Genomic DNA, 26,671 nt, shown 5'->3' with positions numbered 1-26,671 from the left:
AAGAAAATGAGAGAAATCGCTTTATTTTTCTTGCAAAATCCCTTACTATTAAAGGAGTAGGTCAGTTTTTTACGAATTTTTTGGTGGCATAGGAGGATAAGTATTCATGACAGAAGACAAAAAAGTGGAAATCAGCAATGAAACAATGGAAGATGCAATGAACAGTTTTCAAGAAGTGAGTGTTGGCGACATTGTAAAAGGTGAAGTGCTAGCAGTCGAAGACAAACAAGTAATTGTTGGAATTGAAGGTGCTGGCGTTGAAGGTGTGGTACCAGCAAAAGAATTATCTACGACACAAGTTGAAGATATCAATGAATTAGTGAGTGTTGGTGATACTTTAGAATTAGTTGTCATCACTTCAATTGGTAAAGATAAAGAGAATGGCAGCTATTTACTATCTAAACGTCGTTTAGATGCTAAAAAAGTTTGGGAAGAAATCGAAAAAGACTTCCAAGCAGGCAAAATCATCGAAGCGCCCGTTACAAACGTTGTAAAAGGCGGTTTAGTGGTTGATGTTGGTGTCCGCGGATTTGTTCCGGCATCAATGGTAGAAGATCATTTTGTCGCTGATTTTTCTGAATACAAAGGTCAAACCTTGACATTCAAAATCATTGAGATCGAACCTTCAGAAAATCGTTTAATTTTATCTCATAAAGCGGTTGTTGCAGCAGAGAAAAATTCTAAGAAGAAAGATATCTTAGCAACTCTTCATGATGGAGATGTTGTTGACGGAAAAGTTGCTCGCTTAACTGATTTTGGTGCGTTTATTGATCTAGGCGGCATCGATGGGTTAGTTCATGTTTCTGAAATTGCTCATCAACACGTCGGTAAACCAAGTGACGTGTTAACAGTAGGGGATGATGTAAAGGTTAAGATTCTCTCAATCAATCCAGATGAAGAACGTGTTTCTCTATCAATCAAAGAAACTTTAGCTGGTCCATGGGAAGATATCGAAAACAAAGCAGCTGTCGGATCTGTTCTTGATGGAACAGTGAAACGTTTGACTAGCTTTGGGGCATTTGTTGAAGTATTTCCTGGTGTGGAAGGTTTGGTGCACATTTCTCAAATTTCACATAAACACATTGCAACACCACACGAAGTGTTACAAGAAGGCGATGTAGTTCAAGTGAAAGTCTTGGAAGTTAATCCGGATGAACATCGGATTGCATTGAGTATTAAAGCGTTAGAAGCAAAACCTGAATCGCAAGAAGAACCAAAAGATGTGCAAGAATATGAGTTGCCAGAAGAAAATACTGGCTTCACAATGGGCGATATCTTAGGTGAGGCTTTAAAATCACAAGAGTCTGATTCAGAATGATTTGAATGAAATCAAATGGAACGAAGGGGAACCTTCGTTCTTTTTTGTTGCTTAGATAATAGTAAAATGGCTTGACTAAGCAGGTTTAGTCAAGCCATTTTACTCGATGATTAATTATAAATTACGCGCAAATCAGCTGGAGTATGCTCTCCTCGATAATATTTACGAAACTGATGAGGAGATTGTCCTACTTTTTTCTTAAATAATTTACTAAAATAGGTAGAATCAATGTAACCTACTGTTCCAGAAATTTCAGTAATAGATTCCTCAGTTTTCATCAATAGTTGTTTTGCTTTTTCAATTCGATAAGCAGTGAGATAGTCAATAAAATTCATACCAACTGCCTCTTTAAAGAAGCGGCTGACATAATGACGGTTTAAATGCATAATATCCGCTAATGTCGTCAAGTTGATCTCTTCATTATAGTGGTCATGAATATAATCCAAGATCGTATTGATTTGTTCTTTCGCTAAAACAGTTGGTTTATTGCTAAAGACATCCATTAAAGAGACTTGATTAAGAGCTTTCACACAACGATCGATGGCAAATTTTAGTTCATTAAAATCAATTGGCGTTAGTAAATAATCAATCACGCCACATCTTAAGGCTTGATGTATACTTTGAAAGTTATCTCGTTTTGTCAAGATTATCACCTTAATATTTGGCAGGTGCTGTACTATTTTACGTTTAACGACAAAACCATCGATATCTAAATGATCGATTGCTATCAAAAGAATTTCCGGTAGAAGCTTTTCAGAAATAGCCAAAGCTTCTTGTTCCGTTTCAGCAGGAGGTAACACTTTTATATTCATAAATGAATCATTGATAGAACGTTGCAATGTTTCTTGTTCGTTTAAATCATTACTGACAATCAATAATCGGCACATGAGCAAACCCTCTTTTCTTTGATATATAATAGTCTTTTGTTTGTGAAATTTCATCTACTACTCTATAATACCCTGAATAAAATCAGCTTTCAAGTGAAATTGTTTGTGAAAAAAATTCGTGAATAGGTAGATTTTGTCCATAATCTCCTTAAAATATTCCCTAACATATTGAATTAAATAGATTAAACTAGACTTGTAAGCGTTTAAAAAGAAAAATTGCTATCCCGTATACTTTAATAGCAGGTAGCGAAGAGTAACTCACAAAAAATAAAGGAGTGTTTGAAATGACTGAAGACATCAAAGTAAAAGAAATTGAAACACTAGTCACAACAGCAAAGAAAGCCCAAGCAAACTATGAAAACTATACACAAGAGCAGGTAGATGCTATCGTCAAAAATATCTATCAAAAAACACTTGATAATGCAGAAAAATTAGCTGTTTCAGCAAATAAAGAAACTGGTTTTGGTAAAGTTTCGGATAAAATAATTAAAAATACTTTTGCTAGTGAACAAGTATATGACAGTATTAAAGATTTGCCAACGGTTGGAGTGATTAATCGCCGTAAAGAGGATAAAATTATTGAGATTGGTATTCCTTTAGGCGTTGTAGCTGGTCTAATTCCTTCAACGAATCCAACTGCAACGGTTATCTTCAAATCGTTGATTGCGTTGAAAACTAGAAATGCGATTATCTTTTCTCCACACCCAAAGGCTCTAAAATCAATCTTAATGGCAGCAGAAATCATTGAGCAAGCTGCTGTTGAAGCGGGGGCGCCAGCAGGTTTAGTCCAAGTAATTCAGGAGCCTACCTTGGATGCTACAAGTGCGTTGATGAAGCATACAGATGTGTCCTTGATTCTTGCGACAGGTGGTAAAGCGATGGTTCAAGCAGCCTATAGTTCAGGCAACCCAGCCATCGGGGTGGGTCCTGGTAATGTTCCTGTATTGATTGATGCAACAGCGGATATTGCTCAGGCAATTGATTGCGTGGTCAGAAGCAAGACATTCGATAACGGAATCATTTGTGCATCAGAGCAGGCATTGGTTGTTGATGCTTCAATAAAAGCTGAGGTAATTGAGCAGCTGAAAGCGAAGAAAGCGTACTTTATGAATAAAGACGAATCAGCAAAAGTGAGTAAATTTATTTTGAGAGAGACAGGGGCATTAAACCCTGATATTGTCGGGAAAAGTGCATCAGACGTCGCAAAATTAGTTGGAATCTCTGTCCCAGAAGAGACAACTATTTTGATCTCAGAACAAAGTGAAATCGGCCACCATAATCCTTATTCAAGAGAAAAACTAACACCAATTTTGGGATTATTTACTGTAGATTCTTTTGAAGCAGGTGTAGAAACATGTAAAGCGTTACTAGTTAATGAAGGAACCGGGCACACCGCTGTCATCCACACTACATCGGATGTTAATGCCGAAACATTTGGATTAGAGATGAGAGCATCGCGGATTTTAGTCAATACCTTAGGTGCATTAGGCGCGATTGGTGCGACGACAAAATTAGCTCCTTCAATGACACTAGGTTGTGGAGCAATGGGTGGAAGTAGTACAACAGATAATGTAACAGCTCATCATTTAATGAATGTAAAACGCATTGCTTACGGTGTAGAATAAAAACAAACAGATAAACTATTTTGAATTAAATCAACGTATCCTGTAATTGCCGATGATCTGAAGTGGCAATTGCAGGATATTATTGTTGAAGTAAGTGGTTTAATTAACTTATTTCACTAGTTTTTCTTGCATCTTAGACAAGCTTTAGGTAAACTAGTAAAGATTGAAAACTTGTCAAGGAGGTAATTTGAATGGCAAATCCAACAATTGCAATTGTCGGGCGTCCCAATGTAGGCAAATCGACGATTTTTAACCGTATAGCTGGTGAGAGAATCTCAATTGTAGAAGATACACCAGGTGTAACAAGAGACCGTATTTACGCCACGGGAGAGTGGTTAGGGCGTGAATTTAGTATTATTGATACAGGTGGTATCGAACTCAGTGACGAACCATTTATGGAGCAAATCAAACATCAGGCTGAAATCGCAATCGAAGAAGCAGATGTGATCATTTTTGTAGCGAGCGGTAGGGAAGGGGTTACTGATGCAGATGAATTAGTAGCCAGAATTTTATACCGAAGCAACAAACCAGTGATTTTAGCTGTCAATAAAGTGGATAATCCTGAGATGAGAAATGATATTTATGAATTTTATTCTCTAGGGTTAGGCGATCCATTTCCAATTTCCGGAAGCCATGGATTGGGTATCGGAGATGTATTAGATGAAGCAGTTAAACATTTTTCAACCGAAATCGAAGAAGAAGATGACGAGACAATCAAATTTAGTTTGATTGGACGTCCGAATGTTGGTAAATCATCACTGATCAATGCCATTCTAGGTGAAGATCGTGTGATTGTATCAGAAATCGAAGGAACAACTCGTGATGCAATCGATACTCATTTTGAATCTGAAGATGGGCAAAAATTCTTAATGATTGATACGGCTGGTATGCGTAAACGTGGCAAGGTCTATGAATCAACAGAAAAATATAGTGTCATGCGTGCCATGCGCGCTATTGAACGCTCAGATATTGTTTTGATGGTTTTAAATGCCGAAGAAGGCATTCGTGAACAAGACAAGAAAGTTGCTGGATACGCTCATGAAGCAGGGCGTGGTATTATTATCGTAGTCAATAAATGGGATACAGTTGAAAAAGAAACGAACACCATGCGTGATTTTGAAGAAGAAATTCGAGATGAGTTCCAATATCTTGATTATGCGCCAATCATATTTGTATCTGCATTAACGAAACAACGGTTAAATAAATTGCCAGAACTAATTGAATTAGTTAGCATGAATCAAAATCTACGGATACCATCTGCGTTATTGAACGATGTTGTGATGGATGCGATTGCAATCAATCCAACACCGACGGATAAAGGAAAACGCCTAAAAGTCTTTTATGGCACACAGGTAGCAATCAAGCCGCCAACTTTTGTTATTTTTGTGAACGAAGAGGAATTGATGCACTTTTCATATGCTAGATTCTTAGAAAATCAAATTCGAAAAGCGTTCACCTTTGAAGGGACACCAATCAAGATTATCCCAAGAAGACGAAAGTAGAGCATTTTACCATACTTGTTTCAAATGTACAAACAAATTCATTGAGTTATAAAAAAAAATGATATTTTTAGAAAAAACTGGTTAAAACGCATCAAAAACCTTGCTATTACAAGCTTCCTATGATATCGTGATAACAGAATATTGATCCATTTCAATATTTGTACGTGATTTTTTGGACCACTCAAAAATAAACGTAAAGTAGATATCTTTTAGATATCCTATCCCTTGTGGAGGAGGTGAAATAATCCATGGCAAATAAAGCAGAATTAATCGAAAACGTTGCATCTTCAACTGGTTTAACTAAAAAAGACGCAACTGCAGCAGTGGATGCTGTATTTTCAACAATCCAAGAATCTCTTGCTAAAGGTGAAAAAGTTCAATTAATCGGTTTTGGTAACTTCGAAGTTCGCGAACGTGCGGCTCGTAAAGGACGTAACCCACAAACTGGTAAAGAAATTCAAATCGCTGCAAGTAAAGTACCTGCGTTCAAACCAGGTAAAGCCTTGAAAGATGCTGTTAAATAAGACAGTTCTTAGAACCCTTGACTAGTCGAGGGTTCTTTCTTTGTTTAGAAATGAGAAGACGTGATAAAAAGCCAATCTTTTTTAGATTGACTAAATGGATGCAGAATAACGAGCTATGTTAAAAATTGATTGACCTATGAACAATGTAAAATGCTCGTTATTCTGATTTGACTGAATCACTTATGTTTCTTAAAAATAGACAATTTTTAAAAAGTGCGCTATTTTTCTTAAAAATCAGCTATCTCTTGAAACAACCTTATTATACTTGCTAATTAAGTTTTTTTTACATATAAAATTGGAATAATACATATAGAACAGTGAATCAATAATGCCTGTTCTTTAAGAAAATTAAAAGAACAGGCATTATTGATTGACGATGAGTACTTTTTTACGAATAAAGTTCATCACCCTTTTGGTTTTCCTAGAACTAATGGTAAAATAATAAAAAGGAGTGTTGTCAATGGAATGGGTTTACCATAAAAAACAGCTACAAACAAGCATTATCTATGGTGAAACATTTGCTTCACAGCTGAAATCAATTTCAGTTAGCAATAAGCATCTGTTTTTGATTACGAATCAACGATATTATGATCTATTTTCAGACAAATTGATTCAGCTTTTTGATGACAAACTAGAATTAGATTGGTATATTTGTAAGAATGACTCTCGTTGTAATAATTTAAATGAATTGAAAAACTTATTAGACTTTATAACAGAGTTTAATCAGCAAGAGGAGTTCATTTTTTTAGGTGTTGGAAACGAAGGAGTCGTTCAATTGACAACTTTTTTGTATAAAACATCGATGCTACTTTCTGATTGTTGGTTATTACCGTTATCCGTTCAGGCATTGAGCAAAGGCCTAATTACAGAAGCTCAAATAGAATTCAAAAATCAGCCAGTCTTACAAAGTTCCGTACTTGCAGAAAAAATTATTTATGATCATACGTTAATGACTAACCAAGGAGAAGGGAAACTAGTTGATTTTCTTGTGTTTATCAGATGCGGATTAGTATGTAGCCATGATTTTTTACGAATGCTGTTTAAAAATTACAGTGATACAACACGATTAAACCAACAGTCGTTCAATGGTATGTTGGATGAAATGATTCGTTATTACGAAAAAGACGGTGACATGATCGATCAATTTGGACGTCTTTTTGAACAAGGGTTTTTAGAAACTGCGAATGGACATTTATTGTCCGCTCACATGAAACGATTTTTAGGCTGTTTATTACAGCTGCTTTGGTCTCAAGAGGTCAATGAGTTTTCATTTCACTATAAGAACTTTATAATATGGTTGATTCACCTAGGTTTCCCAGTTGATTTTCCTGAGCAGATCTTAGTTAGTGATTATGTAGAAGGTATGGTGAAATGTATCACTCGTGGTGAAACGGCTGCTCTATTAGAAGAAGTGGGGGAAGTTGCTCAGTACCAACAACCTAAAGTAGAAGAATTATTAAAGACCGTAGAAAAATATAAAACTATTTTAAAAGAGATTAGAGGATAAATTATGACAACCTATAGTGAAAAAATGCTACAAGCATTACATGAAGAAGAATTGGCTCAAGCGCAGTTGATGTTGGCAGAAGCGATTAGAAAAGATGACGATGATACGCTGGCTGATTTAGGGGAAGAATTGTTATCCCTCGGCTTTTTAGAGGAAGCTAAATTAGTTTTTGAGCATTTAGTGACGATTTTTCCAGAAGCTGACGGCTTAAATATTCCTTTAGCTGAAATTGCAATCGAAAATAACTTGATCGATGATGCATTCGCTTATCTAGAAAAAGTAGAAAAAGACAGTGATAGTTATGTTCAAAGTTTGCTAGTAACAGCAGACCTATATCAAGTGATCGGGATTCCAGAAGTAAGTGAAGCTAAATTGAAAGAAGCCAAACGTCTGATGCCAGACGAGCCATTGATTTCATTTGCATTAGGAGAGCTGTATTTTTCTAATGGACAGTTCCAAGAGGCCTCAGTTGCCTATCAAGAGCTACTTCTAGCCCAAGTATCAGAAATCTCAAGTGTATCGATCAATGAACGTTTAGGAAGCGCATATAGCATGTCAGGTGATTTTGAAGAGGCAATCTCATTTCTAGAAAAAGCCTTAAAAGAAGGGCAGACAGATGATCGTTTATTCCAATTAGCCTTCACCTATCTTCAATTACATGAAAACCAAAAAGCTATCGCACTTTTGCAACAGCTAAGAGCGTTAAATCCGCATTATCAATCTTTATATTTCTCTTTAGGTGCAGCATTACAAGAAGAAGAACAGCTTGAAGAAGCTAGAATTGTTTTAGCAGAAGGTATCAAGGAGAATCCGTTCCAAGTGGATCTTTATCAACTTGCATCTGAAAATGCCTATCGTTTACATGATACAAAACAAGCGGAGCAATTATTAAAACAAGCCTTAGAGCTTGGAGAAAAAACAGACGAGACAAGACTGACACTAAGTAATTTATATTTGAATGAACAGCGTTTTGACGAAGTGATTGATGTTGTACAACAAATGGAAGAACAAGGACATCCATATGGAGAATGGAACTTAGCACATGCATACAATGAACTGGAAGAATTTGATTTAGCTAAAGTACATTATGAACAGGCGTATCAAGAATTAGCGCATGAACCTGAATTTTTAAAGGAATATGCTGTTTTTCTTCGTGAAGATGGACAATTAGAGAAGGCTAAAGAACTGCTGCAACACTATCTTCAACACGAGCCAGGTGATAATGACGCGCAATCATTGTTAGATGATATTGAAGAAAGATAGGTGATCAAATGTTTGTTAATGTTGCTGATAAAAAGGAATTTTTAGTTTGGTTAGTTAATAATATTTCCTTCAGTCAAAGAGAAATTTTATGGATTTTAAATTATTTAATCAATCATGAAGCCATTTTAAATAATGTGCATTTTATAGAGCAAGCGGATAAAACAGTTCGAGGCTTAAAAATTACCTCAAAAGAAATAGAGAAGGAACCGATCGGATTGTTTTTAGCAGGAAAAAAATTTACGGACACAGATCAGATTTTCCATGAGATTCGTATGAATTGGAAAGAAGCACTTTACGTGGAATGTATTTTTGATGGATCTTGGCAAAACAGTCAATATTTATCGATTTTAGAAGATAATCCCTATGCTAGGTGGAATGAACAGGTTAGTGAAGAGGTGGTCGAAAGTATCAACGATTTCTTTGCACACGAAGAAAAACAGGCCAAAATCGATTTATTGTATAGTCAAATTGATTTAGCTTTAGAAGATAATAATTATGAGGCATTTTTAGAGTTAACAGACGAATTGAATCGTTTAAGCTAATAAAAAAGGGGAAATAGATCAGTAAGAAAGCTGTCTATTTCCCCTTTTTTATTGATTTCTAATTAAGTTTTTTTCTTTTAAAAAGCATTTTTGCTGGTCTAGCATAAGTAAACCCTTCTCCAATAGCTTCATGGACATTAATAACTGAAAGAAATGCCTTCTTATCCAGTTCATGGACGATACGTTTGATCTCTATGATTTCACTAGGGCTGACTACCACATACAGGACTTTTTTATCCACTTGGGAATACCCTCCTTGACCATCTAAATAGGTGACGCCGCGTTCTAATAAGGCCATGATCACTTCGCCAATATCGTCAGAATGATCCGAAATCACCAAAATTCCTTTGGCTGCATATGCGCCATCTAACACTGAATCGACAACTTTACTGAATACAAAAGAAACAATTAAGGTGTACATCATTCGTTTAACATCAATATAACTTAAAGACAAAATCAACACTAAAATATCAAAGATCAGCAAAGAACGCCCCATACTGATACCATAATTTTTTTCTAAAATCCGGGCGATCACATCGGTTCCACCGGTTGTTCCGCCCACACGATAGACTAATCCACTACCAATCCCTGCAGCTAAACCAGCGAGTAAAGATGCGATCAATAAATCATGATCTAAATTGACTTCGATGGGGAATCGCTGCCATAACCATAAAAATACAGATAAAGATACTGTACCTAATATAGTGTAATAAAATGAGTGCTTCCCTAAAACTTTCCCACCAATCAAAATCAAAGGAATATTGATAACTAAGGTTGAATATGCTGGATCAATATAAAAAAGCGCTCGTAAAATCAGAGTGATCCCAGTGACGCCACCTTCTGCTAAATCATTAGCGATATTAAACGTAACTAAACCAAACCCATAAAGACAGGTGCCTGCTAAAATCAATAAGACATCCTTCACATAAAATTTTTTTTCTTCAATCATAATCATCACTCCTAAAACATAGTGGGTCGCTTTTATACCCAAAAACCCATATCCAGTACTCACTCTATCATTCCTATTATGAAACAACAAGTAGAACCTTTTCAGATGGCGTAGTTTTTGATAAGATATGTAATAGAAAGGTTGGGGTAAAATGAAAGACGAAAATCAATCTCTGCATTCTATGCAAGCAGAAGTGGATACGTATATCCAGCAATTTAAAACCGGTTATTTTTCTCCATTAAGCCAAATGGCACGCTTAACAGAAGAAGTTGGTGAACTTGCCAGAGAAATCAATCACTATTATGGTGAAAAGCCTAAAAAAACAGATGAACAACCTAAAACCGTTTCTGAAGAATTAGGAGATGTATTATTTGTCACAATGATCATGGCAAATTCATTAGATATAGATTTAACTGAAGCATTTCAAAAAAATATGGAAAAATTCAATCAAAGGGATAAATATCGATTTGAGCGGAAGGATGGGCAAAGACATGATTAAAATTTTAGTCGCAGGTTTTAAAGGGAAAATGGGGGCTACTGCAACCAAAATGGTTTTAGAACATGATGATTTCGAGCTAGTGGGGGTTTTAGATCCATTTGAAGACAACACAAATCTTAAGCAAATGGCGGAGTATCCAGAAATAGATGTGCCGATTTTTAAACAAAAAGAAGACGTTCTTTCAGTTGAACCGGATGTTTGGATCGATTTCACCATTCCCAAAGTTGCCTATGAAAATACACGCTTCGCTATTGACCATAAAATTGCGCCTGTTGTAGGCACCACGGGTTTAACAGAAGAACAACTAGTTGAGTTAACCGCTCGGTCAGAATCCGTAAAAATTGGCGGCTTGATTGCGCCTAATTTTGCAGTGGGCGCCGTTTTGATGATGCAGTTTGCGCAAAAAGCAGCTGAATATTTCCCTGATGTTGAAATTATCGAACTCCATCATGATAATAAATTAGATGCACCTAGCGGAACAGCAATTAAAACTGCAGAAATGATGAGTGAAGTTCGTACACACAAAAAACAAGGACACCCAGAAGAACAGGAATTGATCAAAGGAGCTCGAGGCGCTGACTTTGAAGGAATGAAAATTCACAGTGTACGCTTACCAGGCATGATCGCACACCAGCAAGTTCAATTTGGCGGTGTCGGTGAAGGGTTAACGATCAGACATGATTCTTATGATCGCAGTTCGTTTATGACCGGCGTTGCCTTGGGCTGTAAAAAAGTTGTCCAATTAGAAAAACTAGTTTATGGACTGGAAAATCTATTATGAAATTAGATACAATACCAGATGAATTTACTAAGGCAGAAAGAGTTTTAAGAGAGATTCAAGCACAAGGATTTGAGGCTTACTTTGTTGGAGGAAGTGTTAGGGATGCCTTATTAAATCAACCGATCCACGATGTCGATATTGCAACAAGTGCTTATCCAGAAGAAATCAAAGAAATTTTCCATCGAACAGTCGATGTTGGAATCGATCATGGGACGGTTCTTGTTTTAATAGGGGAAGAGCAGTATGAAATCACAACTTTTAGAACTGAATCAACGTATCAAGACTTTAGACGTCCAGATACGGTAACATTTGTCCGATCATTGAAAGAAGATTTGAAACGTCGAGACTTTACGATCAATGCCTTAGCAATGAATGTCGATGGAGAAATCATTGACTTATTCGACGGTATAAATGATTTAGAGCACCAAATCATTCGAGCAGTCGGCAACCCTAGAGAACGTTTTCATGAAGATGCTCTGCGAATGATGCGAGGCTTGCGGTTTGCCAGTCAATTAGATTTTTCGATTGAGCCTGAAACACTATCAGCTATTGAAGATTTTCACTCATTATTAGATAAAATCTCGGTTGAACGAATTGCCGTAGAGTTTATAAAATTATTATTAGGAAAAAACAGACGTGCAGCATTACGTCCGTTCATTGAAACCGAATGCTATCAGTATTGCCCAGAGTTAAGAGGAAAAGGTGCAATGTTATTTGATTTTGCTGAACTTCCAAATAAACAAATCGAATCGGAAAGCCAGGCTTGGGCACTATTGATCAAAACAATCGGTCTAAAAGAAAATGCTATTCGCAGTTTTCTAAAATCTTGGAAACAATCTAATCAAATGATCTATGAGGTACAACAACTGGTTTATGGCTTAAATCAGCGTTTATTAGGTGATTGGGAAGTGATTGATTTGTTCAACTTAGGACTGGATGCGGTATTATCCGTAGAAAAACTATTGTTTTATTATGAGCAAAAGAGTAAACTTGAAGAAGCAAAAGAACGTTATTTAAGTTTGCCCATTCATAATAGAAAAGAGTTGGCTATTACTGGGAATGATGTATTAGCTTATTTCGATAAAACACCTGGCAAATGGGTAGGTGAAATGATCGAGATGATTGAAACTGCTGTTGTGAATCGTCAAATTATAAATAATAAGAAAGTGCTGCTTGCGTTTGCAAAGGACATGATTGATAAGGAGTGATAGCCATGGAAGAGTTTTTAAAAGAATTTGTTGTTGGTTCCAAGGATACCGCAAAAGAAATCGGATCTGGTGATTTAGAAGTCTTGGCAACACCGGCAATGCTTGCAATGGTGGAGAACACGGCTAAAGAACATTTACATCAAGAACTAGCACCTGAAGAAACAAGTGTTGGAACGTGGATCGAGGCGAAGCATTTACGTCCTTCTAAAGTTGGGGCGCAGATTGTTGTCAAAATAGAAGTTGAATCACAAGAAAAATCGAAAATTACTTTTTCATTCAACGTTCTGGATAATGAACAAATCATCGCTACTGGTACTCATCAAAGAGCTGTTATCTTAACAGATGTTTTTTTAGATAAATTAGCTCTTCCTAAGTAAAGAGGCGAATAGGATGACCTGGCGAAAAAGTTATGCTAAACTTAACGTTGTAGAAATTATTTTTAGATAAGGAGACTTATATTATGAGTAGAGAAATGACAGGATTAAAATTTTATTTTAGAAATGGTGAAACTTGGACGATTGGTCGTCGTTTTATTGGAGATTTATGGATCAAACAAATCACAACTAGTTTTGGACGTATTCACGGAAGTGAATTTATGGAAATTCATCCGTGTGAAGGGTTTAAAATCGAAATCTTCCAAGAAGGAGATCACGTTCAAACACATGATATCAATCTTGGGGGTCTTGAATTAGGCATGTTCGCCCGCGCTTTAAAATATGAAGATATTGAACGTATGGAAATTTTATACAAAACTGGTACACCTGATTTAGTATACTTCCCATACAAAGATAAGACTGACGAAGGTTTAGATAATGTTTACCAATCTACTAAAGTTAGCGAAAAAACTAAAAGCTTATATATCGTAATTGACCCAACGCAAACTGTTGATGATGTATATGGCGAAGAACTTTAATAAGTAAATTTTGACCGTGGATTTCTTTTAAAAGATTCTACGGTTTTTTATTAGAAATAGAAAGGCGTGGGAAGATGAAAGCAATAGAAAGAATAGTTTTTGATGAGCAAGTACGATTAAAACTGACCCAAGAGACCGAAGTGCCAACTAGAACGGAAAATCAACTGTTGATAAAAGTTGCTGCAGCAGCGATTAATCGGACAGATTTGCTTGCTAAAGAGACGGGCAGACTCCAACAAGGGAATTCTATTTTAGGAGTTGAAGTTTCGGGAATTGTAGTTGAAAGTGATTCTGAGCTTTTTCCATGTGGAAGTCGTGTGATGGGGCTTGTAAATGGTGGCGGTTATGCCGAGTATGCTGTAATGAACTCAGGTAATGCCATGATATTACCAGCTCAATTGACATTTGAAGAAGGAGCTGCGATTCCAGAAGTATTTCTTACCGCTTACCAGACGCTCTTTTGGCTTGGAAAACTGTCTTCTACTCAGAATGTATTGATTCATGCAGGAGCTAGTGGTGTTGGTCTAGCTGCAATTCAATTAGCAAAACAATTAACATCTGCCAAAATATTGGTGACAGCAAGCTCTCCTGAAAAACTTAAACTATGTGAAAATTTAGGTGCGGATGTTCTTATAAACTATAAGAAAGAAGCATTTGAAGAAAAAGTGTTGCAAGCAACATCGGGACAAGGCGCAGATGTTATTTTAGATTTTATTGGTGCTGCTTATTGGGAAAAAAATCTTACTAGTCTAGCTTACGATGGACGATTGATCTTAATCGGTATTTTAGGAGGGTCCGTTGTAGATAAGGTAGATTTGCTGACATTGTTAGAAAAAAGAATAACAATCAAAGGCACATTGTTGACACCGCGAAGTGATTCTTATAAAACGGATTTAACGAAAGAATTTTGGGACAAAACAGCAAACCTATTTGAAGCAGGAATACTAAAACCTGTAGTTGATTCAATCTTTTCACTTGAAAATGTTGAAGAAGCTCATCAATATATGGCTAGTAACAAAAGTAAAGGGAAGATTATTTTAAAAGTTACTCCATAATAAATTTTGACAAAACTGACTAAAGATAATAGTCAGAAATCTTTATTTTCAAGATTTCTCACTAAAAAAGATGATTATTTTAAATTTAAAAGAAAAAAATGGTTGACACTGGGCATTCTTAGAGATATACTGAGAACAATTCTTAAATAAATCAGTTACGGAGTGATTCATATGACAACGATGAAGCATAACCAAATACAACTGAATAATTATTACTTTAGCTATTTTAGATGAGTTTGTATTCATAACATTATGGATGCAAGCTAGCAAGTTTGTATCTATGATGGCTAGGGGATTTTGAGATGACTTTCAGCCGCGTAGATGAGAAAATCTATAGTGGCTTTTATATTACCAATTTTTGTGAGGTGTTCACTGTAGATTTTTCTGAAAATTTACGTGAATACCTTTTTTGTTTGAAGAAAAAAATCTTTGAGGAGGATTTTTAGATGGAAAATAAGATCACAGGTCATACCAAGCTAGCTGCGTTATTTGCTACACCAATCCGTCACAGTGTTTCACCTATGATTCAAAATACAGCCTTTCAAGCGTTAGGAATCGATGCTGTGTACCTTGCTTTTGAGGTAGATACACAAGGATTGGAAAAAGCCATTGATTCAATCAGAAATTTAGAAATGATCGGTGCGAATCTATCGATGCCCAATAAAATCTTAGCGGTTGAATATATGGATGAACTGAGTGAAGCTGCCCGTCTCATTGGAGCTGTCAATACAATCACGAATGAGCAAGGAAAATTAACTGGTCACAACACAGATGGCATTGGTTTTATGAGAAGCTTGCAAGATATAGAGGTTGATATCATTGGGAAAAAAATGACGATCATCGGTGCTGGTGGAGCTGCAACAGCTATTATCGTTCAAGCGGCTTTGGATGGTGTGAAAGAAATTACGGTGTATAATCGAAAAGATGATTTTTATGACAAAATCATGGAAAAACTAGCGTATATCTCTGAAAATACACAATGTATGATCACACTTCATGATTTATCTGATGACCAAGCACTTGCGAGAGATGTTGGTGAGAGTGCCTTATTATTGAATGCAACTGGCGTAGGTATGAAACCATTAGAAACTCAAACGCCGATTCAAGATTTTTCAATCATACGGCCAGATTTAGCGGTTTGCGATGTCATTTACACGCCAAGAGAAACAGAATTTCTCAAACAAGCTCGTCTGCGTGGTGCGAAAACAAATAATGGCTTAGGCATGTTACTTTATCAAGGTGCCGCAGCATTTGAAAAATGGACAGGACAAGAAATGCCAATAGAAATTGTTAAACCAATTATTGAAAATAACTAATTAGTATTTACTGAAGGAGAGCAAAATAATGATCGTAATTATGAAATCAGAAGCAACCAAGGCACAAATTAAATCAGTGATCGAACGAGTAAAAAAAGAAGGGTTGGAAGTGCACCTAAGTGAAGGGAAAGAACAAACCATCATTGGTTTGGTTGGAGACACACGAAAAATGCAGGATGTCGCATTTAATAGTTATGATGGCGTTGAAAATGCAGTGCGAATTTCATTGACATACAAATTAACTAGTCGTGAGTTTCATCCAGAAAATACAGTAGTGAATGTTGATGGTGTCAAAATTGGAGACGGTAGTATGACAATGATGGCAGGCCCCTGTTCAATTGAAAGCTCAGATCAGATCCGCGAATGTGCTAGAATCGCTAAAGCAGGAGGCGCAACAATTTTGCGTGGTGGGGCATTTAAACCAAGAACATCCCCGTATGCTTTTCAAGGATTGGAAGAAGAAGGATTAAAATATATTCGTCAAGCGGCCGATGAATTTGATATGAAAGTCATTACTGAAGTAATGGATGAAGCCCACATCGACATGATCGCTGAATACAGTGATATTTTACAAATTGGTGCTAGAAACATGCAAAATTTCAAATTATTACAAGCTGTCGGAAAAACAGGTAAACCAATTGGTTTGAAACGTGGTATTTCTGGTACAATTGATGAGTGGTTAAATGCAGCTGAATATATCGCTGCCCAAGGGAATTTTAATGTGATATTCATTGAACGTGGTATTCGCACATACGAAACCGCAACCCGGAATACCCTTGACTTAAGTGCTGTTCCACTGATTAAAAAATTAAGCCATTTTCCAATCATTGTTGATCCAAGTCATGGCGTAGGGATTTGGGATTTAGTTCCTTCGATGGCAAGAGCTGGTGTAGCAGCTGGAGCTGATGGATTGATTGTTGAAATCCATCCAAATCCAATCAATGCTTGGTCAGATGGACCTCAATCATTAAATGAAAAAACTTACATGCGTATGATGGAAGAAGTTCATATTATTGAAAAAGCAATGAAAGAAATCAATGCACTCGGCTGATCATATCAATCTGTTAGAATCCTTTTATAAAAAAACAGGAGTTGAAAAAAATGAAACTTACAGTAACTTTACCAAATCATGCTTATGATTTGACGATTGAAAAAGGGTTGTTGTCAGGTATTGGACAGTGGGCCAAAACATTATGGTCTCCGCAGAAAATCGTGATCATTACAGATTCCAATGTTCAACCTTTATACGGAAATAAAGTGAAAAAAAGTTTGGAAGAAGCTGGTTTTGATCCAACGACTTTTGTAATCGATGCAGGAGAACAAAGTAAAAGTTTAAGCGTTGCCGCTGAAATTTATGATTTCCTTGCCGATGAAGGGCTGACAAGAAGTGACGGCATCATCGCTTTAGGCGGCGGTGTTGTTGGTGATTTGGCTGGATTTGTTGCTTCGACATATATGCGTGGCATTCATTTTCTTCAAGTTCCAACGACCTTATTAGCTCAAGTTGATAGCAGTATTGGCGGAAAAACAGCCGTCAATACGAAAAAGGCTAAAAATTTAGTCGGAACCTTTGCGCAACCAGATGGTGTTTTGATTGATCCGGATACATTAAACACATTAGAAGTCAGAAGAGTTCGAGAAGGGATTGCTGAAATCATTAAATCAGCTGCGATTGCCGATGAAGAGTTATGGCAAAAATTAGAGATATTAACGGATGAACATGACTTATTAGTACATGCTACTGAAATCATCGCTGCTTGCTGTAAAATCAAACGGAAAGTTGTAGAAGAAGACGAACTTGATAATGGTGTTCGGCTACTACTGAATTTTGGTCACACAATTGGTCATGCTTTAGAGAATACTGTTGGCTATGGCAATTTAACTCACGGTGAAGGTGTTGCAATCGGGATGAGCCAAATCACAAGAATTGCCGAAAATAAGCAATTAACACCAACAGGTACAACAAAACAATTGAATAAAATGATTCAAAAATTTCAGCTACCGATTCAATCAGATCTTTGGGATCAAGATCAACTGTACTTGGCATTAACACATGATAAAAAAGCACGTGGCGGGAAAATCAATATTATTTTATTAGAAGCGATTGGAAAAGCCAAAATCGTTCGTATTCCAATTGAACAAATGAAGAGTTATTTAGACTAGGAGGAATTTAGATGCGTTTTATTACTGCAGGAGAATCACATGGTCCAGAATTAACAGCCATTATTGAAGGCTTACCAGCGGGCTTACCGTTATCACCAGAAGATATTAATTTAGAATTAGCTAGAAGACAAGGTGGCTATGGTCGTGGCGGGAGAATGTTGATTGAAAAAGATCAAGTAAGAATCACGTCAGGCATTCGCCATGGAAAAACAATCGGTTCACCAGTTACGCTTGTTGTAGAAAATAAAGACTGGAAAAATTGGACGTCTGTTATGTCAATTGAAGAAGTCACTGAAAAAGAGAAGAAAATCCGCCGTGTAAACAAGCCACGTCCAGGCCATGCAGATTTAGTTGGTGGTATCAAATATCAACATGCTGATCTTAGAAATGTATTAGAACGTTCTTCAGCACGTGAAACGACGATGCGTGTTGCAATCGGGGCGGTTGCTAAAAAACTACTAAAAGAACTGGACATTGAGGTTGCTGGGCATGTTGCCATTTTAGGTGGGATTAAGGCGGAGATCCCTGATAATTTAACTGTCGAAGAAATTAAAAAGATTTCTGAAAACTCAGATGTACGTGTACTTGATCCTTCCGTTGAACAAGCTATTCGAGACCTAATTGACAAAACTAAGAAAAATGGGGATACCATCGGCGGGGTTGTTGAAGTGGTGGTCGGAGGCGTACCAATTGGTCTAGGAAGTTATGTTCAATGGGATCGGAAACTAGATGCCAAAATTGCTCAAGCTGTTACCAGTATTAACGCGTTTAAAGGAGTTGAATTTGGGCTTGGTTTTGAAATGGGCTACAGACCCGGCAGTCAAGTTATGGATGAAATTGTTTGGGACAAAGCAACTGGTTATACAAGAACATCTAATAACTTAGGCGGCTTTGAAGGAGGTATGACAAACGGTATGCCAATCGTCGTTAGAGGGGTTATGAAGCCTATTCCAACCTTATATAAACCGCTGCAAAGTGTTAATATTGATACAAAAGAACCTTATAAGGCTAGCGTTGAGCGTTCTGATAGTACAGCAGTACCCGCTGCTAGTGTTGTTTGTGAGGCTGTTGTTGCAACTGAAATTGCCCAAGCAATGCTGGAAAAATTTGGTAGTGATGCCTTTGAACAAATGAAAGAGGAAGTTGAATCATACCGTCGCTATACTCAAATGTTTTAATCAAAAATATAAGATGGAGAGTGACGTGGAATGAATAAAAAGGTATTGATCATCGGTTTAGGCTTGATTGGTAGTTCGTTAGCATTATGCATAAAAAAAGAGCACCCTTTGGTAACAATTATAGGGATAGATAGTCAAAAATCTTCGGAAGATTTTGCCTTAAAACGAAAAATAATTGATGAAAAAGGTACCTCTATAAAAGTAGCTGCGATTGAGGCAGATATTATTATTTTGTGTACTCCTGTTAAAAGCATGTTGAAACAATTAAGCTTACTTGGAACATTGCCATTAAAAAGTGGCGTAATTATATCTGATGTCGGCAGTACTAAATTAGAACTCATTGAAGCTGCTCGAAAAGTTGGCTTAAAATCTTTCATTGGTGGTCATCCAATGGCGGGTTCACATAAATCTGGGGTGACTGCGGCAGATGAAAATTTATTTGAAAATGCCTACTATATTTTAACTTCTTCAGAACCGGAAAAACAAAAGCAAGTCAAGGAATTGCAAAAACTATTACAAGGAACAAGAGCAAAATTTGTGGTTCTTACAGCCAAAGAGCATGATCAAATTACAGGAATGCTTAGTCACTTGCCTCATATTATTGCAGCGGGCTTAGTGAACCAAAGTAAGATTTTTAATGAAGCGCATCCACGCTCACGACAGTTAGCCGCGGGCGGTTTTCGAGATATTACTCGAATTGCTTCTTCTGATCCACAAATGTGGACGGATATTTTATTGAGTAATAAAGAAGCCTTATTAGCATTGATGATATCTTGGCAAAAAGAGATGCAGCAAGTCACAACTTGGCTTCGGACTGAAAACAAGGAAGCGATTTTCCAATTTTTCTATGAAGCGAAAGAAACTAGAAATCAAATGCCTGTGCATAAAGAAGGAGCAATTCCAGCCTTCTATGATTTATTTGTTGACGTACCTGATGTTCCAGGGGTGATTGCAGAGATTACAGGCTTACTGGGTAAGGCAAAACTTTCATTAATTAATTTGAAAATTCTTGAAACTCGGGAAGATATTTATGGTATCTTACAATTAACTTTTAAAAGACAGGACGATTTAGAAAGAGCAAAAGAATTGATTGAAAAGGAAACAACTTATCTAACTTATGAAAAATAAGCTGAATGAGGCAACAAACATTTAAAATTTAGGAGGGATTTTTTGGAATTAGCAATCAATAAAGTGAGTTTAAATGGTAGTATCGATATTCCTAGTGACAAGTCAATTTCTCATAGAAGCATTATGTTCGGAGCCATTGCACAAGGGAAAACGACGATTAAAAACTTTTTACGTGGTGACGACTGTTTAAGCACGTTACAAGCTTTTAAAGATTTAGGAGTGGAAATCGAAGATGATGGGGAAGTTATTACTGTTTATGGAACTGGTTTTTCCGGTTTAAAGCAGTCAAAAAAAGCAATTGATGTCGGAAATTCTGGCACTACGATCCGCTTGATTATGGGGATTTTAGCTGGAACAACCTTTGTTACGGAACTGTTCGGCGATCATTCTATTGCAAAACGTCCAATGAATCGAGTGATGTTACCTATCAATCAGATGGGTGCAAGCTGTACAGGACATGATGGAACAGAATTTCCTCCACTTACAGTCAAAGGAACAGAAAACTTACAACCAATTGAATATCACATGCCAGTTGCCAGCGCACAAGTGAAATCAGCAATTCTATTCGCTGCACTACAAGCCCATGGTGAATCAGTCATTGTAGAAAAAGAAAAAACAAGAGATCACACTGAAGATATGATTCGTCAGTTTGGTGGTGATATTACTGTTTTAGGAAAAGAAATTAGGCTAAAAGGGCCGCAAAAACTAAATGGGCAAGAAGTGATTGTGCCAGGAGATATTTCTTCTGCGGCGTTCTTCTTAGTAGCTGGTTTGATTATTCCAGATAGTCAAATTATTTTGAATAATGTCGGCTTAAATCCGACACGGACAGGTATTATTGATGTTATTCAACAAATGGGTGGGAAATTAACAATCAAAGAAACTGGCAATAAAGCAAACAAAGCTGGTACTTTAACTGTGGAAACGAGTGTATTGAAAGGAATCGAAATCAGTGGAGAAATCATTCCTAGATTGATCGATGAATTACCAATTATTGCTTTATTGGCTACCCAAGCACAGGGGAAAACAATTATTCGCAATGCTGAAGAATTGAAAGTAAAAGAAACAAATCGTATTGATGCTGTTGCAACTGAGCTAAATAAAATGGGTGCCAATATCGAGCCGACGGAAGACGGTTTGATCATTCATGGTAACACCGCTTTACATAACGCAAAAGTTACGAGTTACGGTGATCATCGTATAGGCATGATGCTGCAAATTGCCGCCCTTTTAGTAAAAGACGGCACAGTAGAATTAGAAAAAGCAGAAGCAATTTCTGTTTCTTATCCAAGCTTTTTTGATGACTTGGCTAAACTATATCAATAAATGGAGGCACAAAGATGAAGGGGATTATTTTAATTGGTTTTATGGGAGCAGGAAAAACCACTGTAGGTAAATTACTCTCAAAAGAAACAGGGATGGAGCATATCGACTTTGATGATAAAATCGTTGAAGAAATTGGGATGACCATCCAAGAATATTTTGATTTACATGGTGAAGAAGCCTTTAGAGAAAAAGAAACGAATGTCTTAAAACGCTATTTAGATCATGATCAAGTAGTCTCAACAGGTGGTGGAATCGTGATGAGAGAGGAAAATCGAACCTTACTAAAACAAATGGCGCCTGTTGTTTATTTACAAACCAAGCCAGAAGTGTTCATTCCTAGGTTGAAACAAGATCACACGACAATCAGACCACTGGTTGTATCGAAATCTCCTGAAGAGATCAGAGAAGTGTTTGAACCCAGGATTCCTTTTTATGAAGAAAGTGCTAGCTTAGTAATTGCAACAGATGATCGAACACCAGAAGAAATTGTATCAGAAATTTTAGAGAATATTAAGTAGGTGAGACAATGAAAGTCGGTTTTTTAGGTCCAGAAGCTTCCTTTACACATAACGCCACTAAAACAGCTTTTCCTGATGAAGAGTTGGTATCGTATCATTCAATTCCAGCTTGTATCAAAGGCGTTGAGTTTGGCGAAGTTGATCTTGGGGTTGTCCCAATTGAAAATACAATTGAAGGATCTGTCAATACAACCGTAGACTATCTGTTTCACCAAACAACGATCCCGGTAGGGGCAGAAATTGTTTTACCAATCTATCAACAATTAATGGTGGCCAGAAGTAACAAAGATAGTTGGCAGGATGCAACAAAAATTTTATCTCATCCTCAAGCTTTAGCACAATCACAAGAATTTATCCGTAACGAGTTTCCAATGGCAGAGCTTGAAGCAACACCGTCTACTGCCTATGCTGCCAATTATGTTGCAAGTCATCCCGATCAAAAAATTGCGGCGATTGCACCCAAACTTTCTGCAGAAATGTATGATTTAGCTATTGTTGGCACAGATATTCAGGATGTTGCGATCAATCAAACGCGTTTTTGGGTAATAGGTGCTGAGAAAATTGAATTGCCTATCGGGTCAAATGAAGAAAAATTAACGATTGCCTTAACGATGCCCAATAATATTCCCGGTGCTTTGCATAAGGCATTAGCTGTATTTAGTTGGCGTGAGATTGATTTAAGCAAAATCGAATCTCGACCATTGAAAACAACACTCGGTGAATATTTCTTTTTGATCGATATCAATGTTCAAAAACCGCAACAATTAATAGAAAATGCTTTAGAAGAAATACGTTTGATGGGTGGTAAGGTGAAAATATTCGGAAATTATGCTATTCACCCAATTAACGGAGTATAAAGATCTGAAAAGGTCTTTTTATTTTTTGTTAAATTTCAACTATCTAATAGGAATTTCTAGTAAAATAAGGTATGCTTATAATTGTTGTTAATTTAAAATGAGGTGGACATAATGAGCCGTGTGGATCGCTATAAACATATACATGATAAAGCAAAACCAGTAGAAGAAAAAAATAAATTTAATCCTAGAAAAGAAAAAAATTATACAGAAGAACCTAGAAATAGTCATTATAACGAACAAGAAACATTAAATGAACCAAATCAGCAATTTGAGCAAAATAATAATCCAAATGGGCATCCCAACCCACTGTCTAAAAAAGGAAAGAAACCGAAAAAAATAAGAAAAAAACGACGGTTTAGTTGGCCTAAAAGAATTTTATTATTTTTCGTATTGTTGCTTGTTTTAGCAGTAGGTTTCTTTTTTAAAGGAAAATCATATGCCGAAAATGATAACTCGTTACCTAAAGAAGCACTTGAAACATTTAATGGTGTAAAAAGTGAAAATGGTGCGAATAATATTTTGATTCTAGGTAGTGATACGAGAGGTGAAGATTCTGGTCGAGCAGATACGATCATGGTTTTACAACTAGACGGACCTTCTAAAAAACCTAAGTTGATTTCCTTTATGCGTGATACTTTCGTTGATATTCCTGGATATGATGCCAATAAAATCAACGCTTCCTACGCACTAGGAGGAGCAGATTTAGTTCGTCAAACCTTAGCAGAGAATTTTAATATTCAGTGTAGGTATTATGCAAAAGTTGATTTTCAATCATTTGAAAAGATCATTGATTCAATGTTCCCGAGTGGCGTCAAAATGGATGCGGAAAAAGAGTTGAATTTAGATGGTGTAGATATTTTTAAAGGTGAGCAGAAAATGGATGGGCATACACTTTTACAATATGCTCGTTTTAGAAAAGATGAGGAAGGCGATTTTGGTCGAGTTCGTCGTCAACAACAAGTAATGACGGCTGTGATGAGCCAATTGAAAAATCCTTTAGCACTACTTCGGACTCCTGAGTCATTGGGCCGTTTAGTTGGCTACATGTCAACAGATGTACCTACTAGTTTCATGTTGAAAAATGGACCGTCATTGATCCTAAAAGGTGGTAGCGGGATTGAACGACTAACGATTCCAGTTGAAAATTCTTGGAGCAATGTTGACTATGATTACGCTGGAAGTGTGCTAGAAATTGATTTAGCAACCAATCAAACCGCTGTTCAAAATTTCCTTGGACAATAAGTATTTTATTTAATTCTGGATTGATTTATGCTATATTTAACTATACTGTGCAAAATTACTGAAACGAGGTTACAAAATGAAAATTGCTATTGTGACAGATAGTACAGCTTATTTACCTGAGCGAATCAAGCATTCGCCCAATCTCTTTATTATTCCCATCCCTGTTATTTTAGATGGTAAGATATATAACGAAGGTATCGATATCGAAGCTGATGAATATTACAACTTATTGAATAATAGCAATGAGTTTCCGACAACTTCTCAACCGGCTTTAGGTGAGGTTATTGAATTGTACAAAGATATTGCTGCTAAAGGGTATGATACGATCATTAGTATCCATCTTTCATCAGGTATTTCAGGTTTCGTGAATACATTATTTTCATTAACTGATTCGATTGAAGGGATAACACTTTATCCCTATGATTCGAAAATCACAAGCGTACCGATGGGGCATATGGTTGAAGCTGCGTTAGATTTAGTGAAAGAAAAGGCTAGTTTGGAAGAGATATTTGCTAAATTAGACATTATTCGCGATAACACCTACGCTTATTTGATTGTTGAAGATTTAAATAATCTAGTACGAGGCGGTAGATTAACAAATGGAGCGGCTTTGATTGCTGGATTATTGAAGATTAAGCCGATTTTGACTTTTGAAGATGGTAAGATCGTTCTATTTGAAAAGATTCGTTCAACTAAAAAAGCCTTTGCTCGTGCAGAAGAAATCATTGGCAAACGTGACAAAGAAATCAACAGACCTGTCAAATTATATGTCATTCATGCAAATAATTTAACGGTTGCTGAAGAAGAAAAAATAAAACTTCAAAAAAAATATCCAGATGCAATTATTGAAATTGGTCATTTTAACCCAGTTATCGGGACACATTTAGGTGAAAAAGCGATTGCGTTATGTATTTCAGCACAATAGAAATAAGGATGAAACAAAGTTACTTTTGACTTTTGTTTCATCCTTATTTCTTCTTCATCAAATGAGCAAAACAGAAAGCATGTTCGTAAAATAACCAAAAAAGCAATAATGTGATACAATAACAACTAAATCGGACCTTTTTGGTCGATTATTGTTAAAAATAACGATTCAAATGTCACTTTCTTTTAAAAGTAAGGTATACTTAAAGAAAAGGAGGCGAGTGGATGAGTCTAGCTGAAGAACGCTTACAAAAAGAAAAAATGAAACAAGTTCAACTACTCGCTGCATATTATCAAGTAGTTAATCGTTTACCACTTGGTGTTAAAAGAGATCAGATGATCCGTGATATATTAGCTTGTAAAGACAAAATAAAAAAAATCAATCAGCAATTGACAGAATTAAATAAAAAGGATTAACTAGTTCACCCAGTTATATCTGTTTTGTTTTTAGTGTAAACAAAAAGAGTAAAGTTCATTTTTAAAAGGAGTATATTTTGGTTATAGATTTTTTTACTTTATTACTTGCAGCGTTTGTTGTGATTATGTATATTTATTTGTATTTGGTCAGAGATAGTGTGTTGATTAAAAGTCTTAAAAGAACAATTTTTTATGCTTTAGTGATTGGGTGCAGTGGATTTATCCTAATCATCACAATAATAACAGAGCAGACAATGGATCAAAGAATTCGGGGAATTCTTTCTGGTTTGTTGATGTTGAGTTTTTTATTGGATACAAAAGGTCTTTCTGAAGATCGGCTTATTTTAGGGCCATTCGACAGGAACGGTGTGTTGTATCGAGATATAGATAAGATGGCTTTGTTACTTAAGAAGCAAGAAATCCGTTTAAATTATTTCAAAAATGGGCGTCGTGGACCGATGATGAAATTTTCTATACCCTTAGAAGATTTACTAGCTTTTCTTTCTGAACGCTTGAATGAAGAGACTGAAATCAGTATTTTAGTTGAAGAAGATACTTAAATCAAGACCATAGGAGGAAAATAACAGACAACACAAGAACTTTATTTTCACCTACTGTTTAATTTTTTTAGCAGAAATTCTATTCAAAAAGATTTTTTTAAATAATAGTCAATTTTAGTAGGTATTTCTTAAACTGTTTGTTATAATGTGCAGAGAAATTCTGAAAGGAAGTATTGTTGTGAGTAAAGAAATAGAGCAACGAATTGCTGAATTACGTGAAAAATATAAAGCATTACCCCCAGAGAAAAAAGCAGAATGGGAACGGCATATAAAAAAGAGAAATTTTTTGAACTATAAAAAAATAGAATTGATCAAATCTGAATTATTACGTTTAGAAGCCCGTCGTGCTCAGCTAGAGTTATGTGATAAAGAAAAAGAACTTGGATTAATTGAGAAAAAAATTACCTGTAAAAAAGAAAAATTATTACGGTATTTAGGAAAACAACTCAATCATTAATTTATAAGGGGG

Annotated in this window: 28 protein-coding genes; 26 read left to right on the top strand and 2 right to left on the bottom strand. The window is 36.2% G+C overall.

From position 1 onward, the window contains the following. Positions 1-106: 106 nt before the first annotated feature. On the top strand, positions 107-1,318 hold the full coding sequence (rpsA, locus tag IGJ50_RS08375; RefSeq protein ID WP_429949850.1) for a 30S ribosomal protein S1: 1,212 nt from the start codon (positions 107-109) through the stop codon (positions 1,316-1,318). A 110-nt stretch (positions 1,319-1,428) separates the two neighbouring features. On the opposite strand, the gene IGJ50_RS08370 is transcribed toward rpsA, so the two are convergent. Next, positions 1,429-2,205, bottom strand: a complete 777-nt coding sequence (locus IGJ50_RS08370) for a helix-turn-helix transcriptional regulator (RefSeq protein ID WP_069641342.1) — start codon at positions 2,203-2,205, stop codon at positions 1,429-1,431. Positions 2,206-2,489: 284 nt separating this feature from the next. On the opposite strand from IGJ50_RS08370, the gene IGJ50_RS08365 reads away from it, so the two are divergent. The 6 genes from IGJ50_RS08365 to IGJ50_RS08340 all read left to right on the top strand — a co-directional run bounded on the left by IGJ50_RS08365 (position 2,490) and on the right by IGJ50_RS08340 (position 9,168). Continuing rightward, a complete protein-coding gene (locus IGJ50_RS08365; RefSeq protein WP_069641343.1) occupies positions 2,490-3,830 on the top strand; it encodes an aldehyde dehydrogenase family protein in 1,341 nt (446 codons plus the stop codon). A 191-nt stretch (positions 3,831-4,021) separates the two neighbouring features. Continuing rightward, positions 4,022-5,332 carry a ribosome biogenesis GTPase Der gene (der, locus tag IGJ50_RS08360; protein WP_069641344.1) on the top strand — a complete coding sequence of 437 codons (1,311 nt, stop codon included), beginning with the start codon at positions 4,022-4,024 and terminating at the stop codon, positions 5,330-5,332. Positions 5,333-5,580: 248 nt separating this feature from the next. Beyond that, positions 5,581-5,856, top strand: a complete 276-nt coding sequence (locus tag IGJ50_RS08355) for an HU family DNA-binding protein (protein ID WP_010761417.1) — start codon at positions 5,581-5,583, stop codon at positions 5,854-5,856. A gap of 460 nt (positions 5,857-6,316) precedes the next feature. Next, positions 6,317-7,363 carry a hypothetical protein gene (locus IGJ50_RS08350; RefSeq protein WP_429949847.1) on the top strand — a complete coding sequence of 349 codons (1,047 nt, stop codon included), beginning with the start codon at positions 6,317-6,319 and terminating at the stop codon, positions 7,361-7,363. Positions 7,364-7,366: 3 nt separating this feature from the next. Continuing rightward, positions 7,367-8,626 carry a tetratricopeptide repeat protein gene (locus IGJ50_RS08345; protein WP_429949845.1) on the top strand — a complete coding sequence of 420 codons (1,260 nt, stop codon included), beginning with the start codon at positions 7,367-7,369 and terminating at the stop codon, positions 8,624-8,626. Positions 8,627-8,634: 8 nt separating this feature from the next. Beyond that, positions 8,635-9,168 carry a ReoY family proteolytic degradation factor gene (locus IGJ50_RS08340; protein WP_069641347.1) on the top strand — a complete coding sequence of 178 codons (534 nt, stop codon included), beginning with the start codon at positions 8,635-8,637 and terminating at the stop codon, positions 9,166-9,168. A gap of 58 nt (positions 9,169-9,226) precedes the next feature. Here the strand turns inward: IGJ50_RS08340 and IGJ50_RS08335 are convergent, their stop codons facing one another. Then, positions 9,227-10,117, bottom strand: coding sequence for a YitT family protein (locus tag IGJ50_RS08335; RefSeq protein ID WP_204638598.1), 891 nt, complete (start codon positions 10,115-10,117; stop codon positions 9,227-9,229). Between the two features lie 151 nt (positions 10,118-10,268). Here IGJ50_RS08335 and IGJ50_RS08330 point away from each other — a divergent pair, with 151 nt between their 5' ends. The 19 genes from IGJ50_RS08330 (at position 10,269) to IGJ50_RS08240 (ending at position 26,659) form a co-directional block, all read left to right on the top strand. Continuing rightward, positions 10,269-10,616, top strand: coding sequence for a nucleotide pyrophosphohydrolase (locus IGJ50_RS08330; RefSeq protein WP_069641348.1), 348 nt, complete (start codon positions 10,269-10,271; stop codon positions 10,614-10,616). Further along, a complete protein-coding gene (gene dapB, locus IGJ50_RS08325; protein WP_207121438.1) occupies positions 10,609-11,397 on the top strand; it encodes a 4-hydroxy-tetrahydrodipicolinate reductase in 789 nt (262 codons plus the stop codon). The genes IGJ50_RS08330 and dapB overlap by 8 nt, the downstream gene beginning before the upstream one ends. Further along, positions 11,394-12,605: a CCA tRNA nucleotidyltransferase gene (locus IGJ50_RS08320; protein ID WP_069641350.1), complete on the top strand. Its 1,212-nt coding sequence runs from the start codon at positions 11,394-11,396 to the stop codon at positions 12,603-12,605. Before dapB ends, IGJ50_RS08320 begins: the two co-directional genes overlap by 4 nt. A 5-nt stretch (positions 12,606-12,610) precedes the next feature. Continuing rightward, positions 12,611-12,982, top strand: a complete 372-nt coding sequence (locus IGJ50_RS08315) for a thioesterase family protein (protein ID WP_069641351.1) — start codon at positions 12,611-12,613, stop codon at positions 12,980-12,982. Between the two features lie 83 nt (positions 12,983-13,065). Continuing rightward, complete coding sequence (locus tag IGJ50_RS08310; protein ID WP_010772458.1) at positions 13,066-13,518, top strand: hypothetical protein; 453 nt, start codon at positions 13,066-13,068, stop codon at positions 13,516-13,518. Positions 13,519-13,592: 74 nt separating this feature from the next. Next, the gene (locus IGJ50_RS08305; protein ID WP_429949841.1) at positions 13,593-14,573 is read left to right on the top strand and encodes an NAD(P)H-quinone oxidoreductase; all 981 of its coding nucleotides are present in this window, start codon (positions 13,593-13,595) and stop codon (positions 14,571-14,573) included. 446 nt (positions 14,574-15,019) lie between these two features. Further along, complete coding sequence (gene aroE / locus IGJ50_RS08300; RefSeq protein ID WP_207121440.1) at positions 15,020-15,889, top strand: shikimate dehydrogenase; 870 nt, start codon at positions 15,020-15,022, stop codon at positions 15,887-15,889. A gap of 28 nt (positions 15,890-15,917) precedes the next feature. After that, a complete protein-coding gene (gene aroF, locus IGJ50_RS08295) occupies positions 15,918-16,940 on the top strand; it encodes a 3-deoxy-7-phosphoheptulonate synthase (protein ID WP_429949839.1) in 1,023 nt (340 codons plus the stop codon). A gap of 50 nt (positions 16,941-16,990) precedes the next feature. Beyond that, the gene (gene aroB / locus IGJ50_RS08290) at positions 16,991-18,052 is read left to right on the top strand and encodes a 3-dehydroquinate synthase (RefSeq protein ID WP_207121442.1); all 1,062 of its coding nucleotides are present in this window, start codon (positions 16,991-16,993) and stop codon (positions 18,050-18,052) included. 11 nt (positions 18,053-18,063) lie between these two features. After that, complete coding sequence (gene aroC, locus IGJ50_RS08285; RefSeq protein ID WP_429949837.1) at positions 18,064-19,230, top strand: chorismate synthase; 1,167 nt, start codon at positions 18,064-18,066, stop codon at positions 19,228-19,230. Positions 19,231-19,260: 30 nt separating this feature from the next. Beyond that, positions 19,261-20,358, top strand: a complete 1,098-nt coding sequence (locus IGJ50_RS08280) for a prephenate dehydrogenase (RefSeq protein WP_429949835.1) — start codon at positions 19,261-19,263, stop codon at positions 20,356-20,358. A 42-nt stretch (positions 20,359-20,400) separates the two neighbouring features. Further along, on the top strand, positions 20,401-21,684 hold the full coding sequence (gene aroA / locus IGJ50_RS08275; protein ID WP_069641359.1) for a 3-phosphoshikimate 1-carboxyvinyltransferase: 1,284 nt from the start codon (positions 20,401-20,403) through the stop codon (positions 21,682-21,684). Positions 21,685-21,698: 14 nt separating this feature from the next. Next, the gene (locus IGJ50_RS08270) at positions 21,699-22,202 is read left to right on the top strand and encodes a shikimate kinase (protein ID WP_069641360.1); all 504 of its coding nucleotides are present in this window, start codon (positions 21,699-21,701) and stop codon (positions 22,200-22,202) included. A gap of 8 nt (positions 22,203-22,210) precedes the next feature. Beyond that, positions 22,211-23,059 carry a prephenate dehydratase gene (pheA, locus tag IGJ50_RS08265; RefSeq protein WP_069641361.1) on the top strand — a complete coding sequence of 283 codons (849 nt, stop codon included), beginning with the start codon at positions 22,211-22,213 and terminating at the stop codon, positions 23,057-23,059. 111 nt (positions 23,060-23,170) lie between these two features. Next, positions 23,171-24,301 carry an LCP family protein gene (locus tag IGJ50_RS08260; protein WP_069641362.1) on the top strand — a complete coding sequence of 377 codons (1,131 nt, stop codon included), beginning with the start codon at positions 23,171-23,173 and terminating at the stop codon, positions 24,299-24,301. 76 nt (positions 24,302-24,377) lie between these two features. Beyond that, complete coding sequence (locus IGJ50_RS08255) at positions 24,378-25,226, top strand: DegV family protein (RefSeq protein ID WP_429949832.1); 849 nt, start codon at positions 24,378-24,380, stop codon at positions 25,224-25,226. 224 nt (positions 25,227-25,450) lie between these two features. Beyond that, positions 25,451-25,642 (top strand): hypothetical protein, encoded by a 192-nt coding sequence (locus IGJ50_RS08250; protein WP_025868968.1) that lies wholly within the window; start codon positions 25,451-25,453, stop codon positions 25,640-25,642. 77 nt (positions 25,643-25,719) lie between these two features. Continuing rightward, positions 25,720-26,202, top strand: a complete 483-nt coding sequence (locus IGJ50_RS08245) for a hypothetical protein (protein ID WP_429949830.1) — start codon at positions 25,720-25,722, stop codon at positions 26,200-26,202. A 178-nt stretch (positions 26,203-26,380) separates the two neighbouring features. Then, a complete protein-coding gene (locus tag IGJ50_RS08240; RefSeq protein ID WP_069641364.1) occupies positions 26,381-26,659 on the top strand; it encodes a hypothetical protein in 279 nt (92 codons plus the stop codon). Positions 26,660-26,671 lie beyond the last annotated feature (12 nt).

Origin of the sequence: Enterococcus sp. AZ101 (assembly GCF_050499005.1) — a bacterium.
Taxonomy (GTDB): Bacteria; Bacillota; Bacilli; order Lactobacillales; family Enterococcaceae; genus Enterococcus_L; species Enterococcus_L ureilyticus.
Note: the sequence above shows the minus strand (reverse complement) of the source record. Positions and strands in the feature narration are given on the sequence as shown.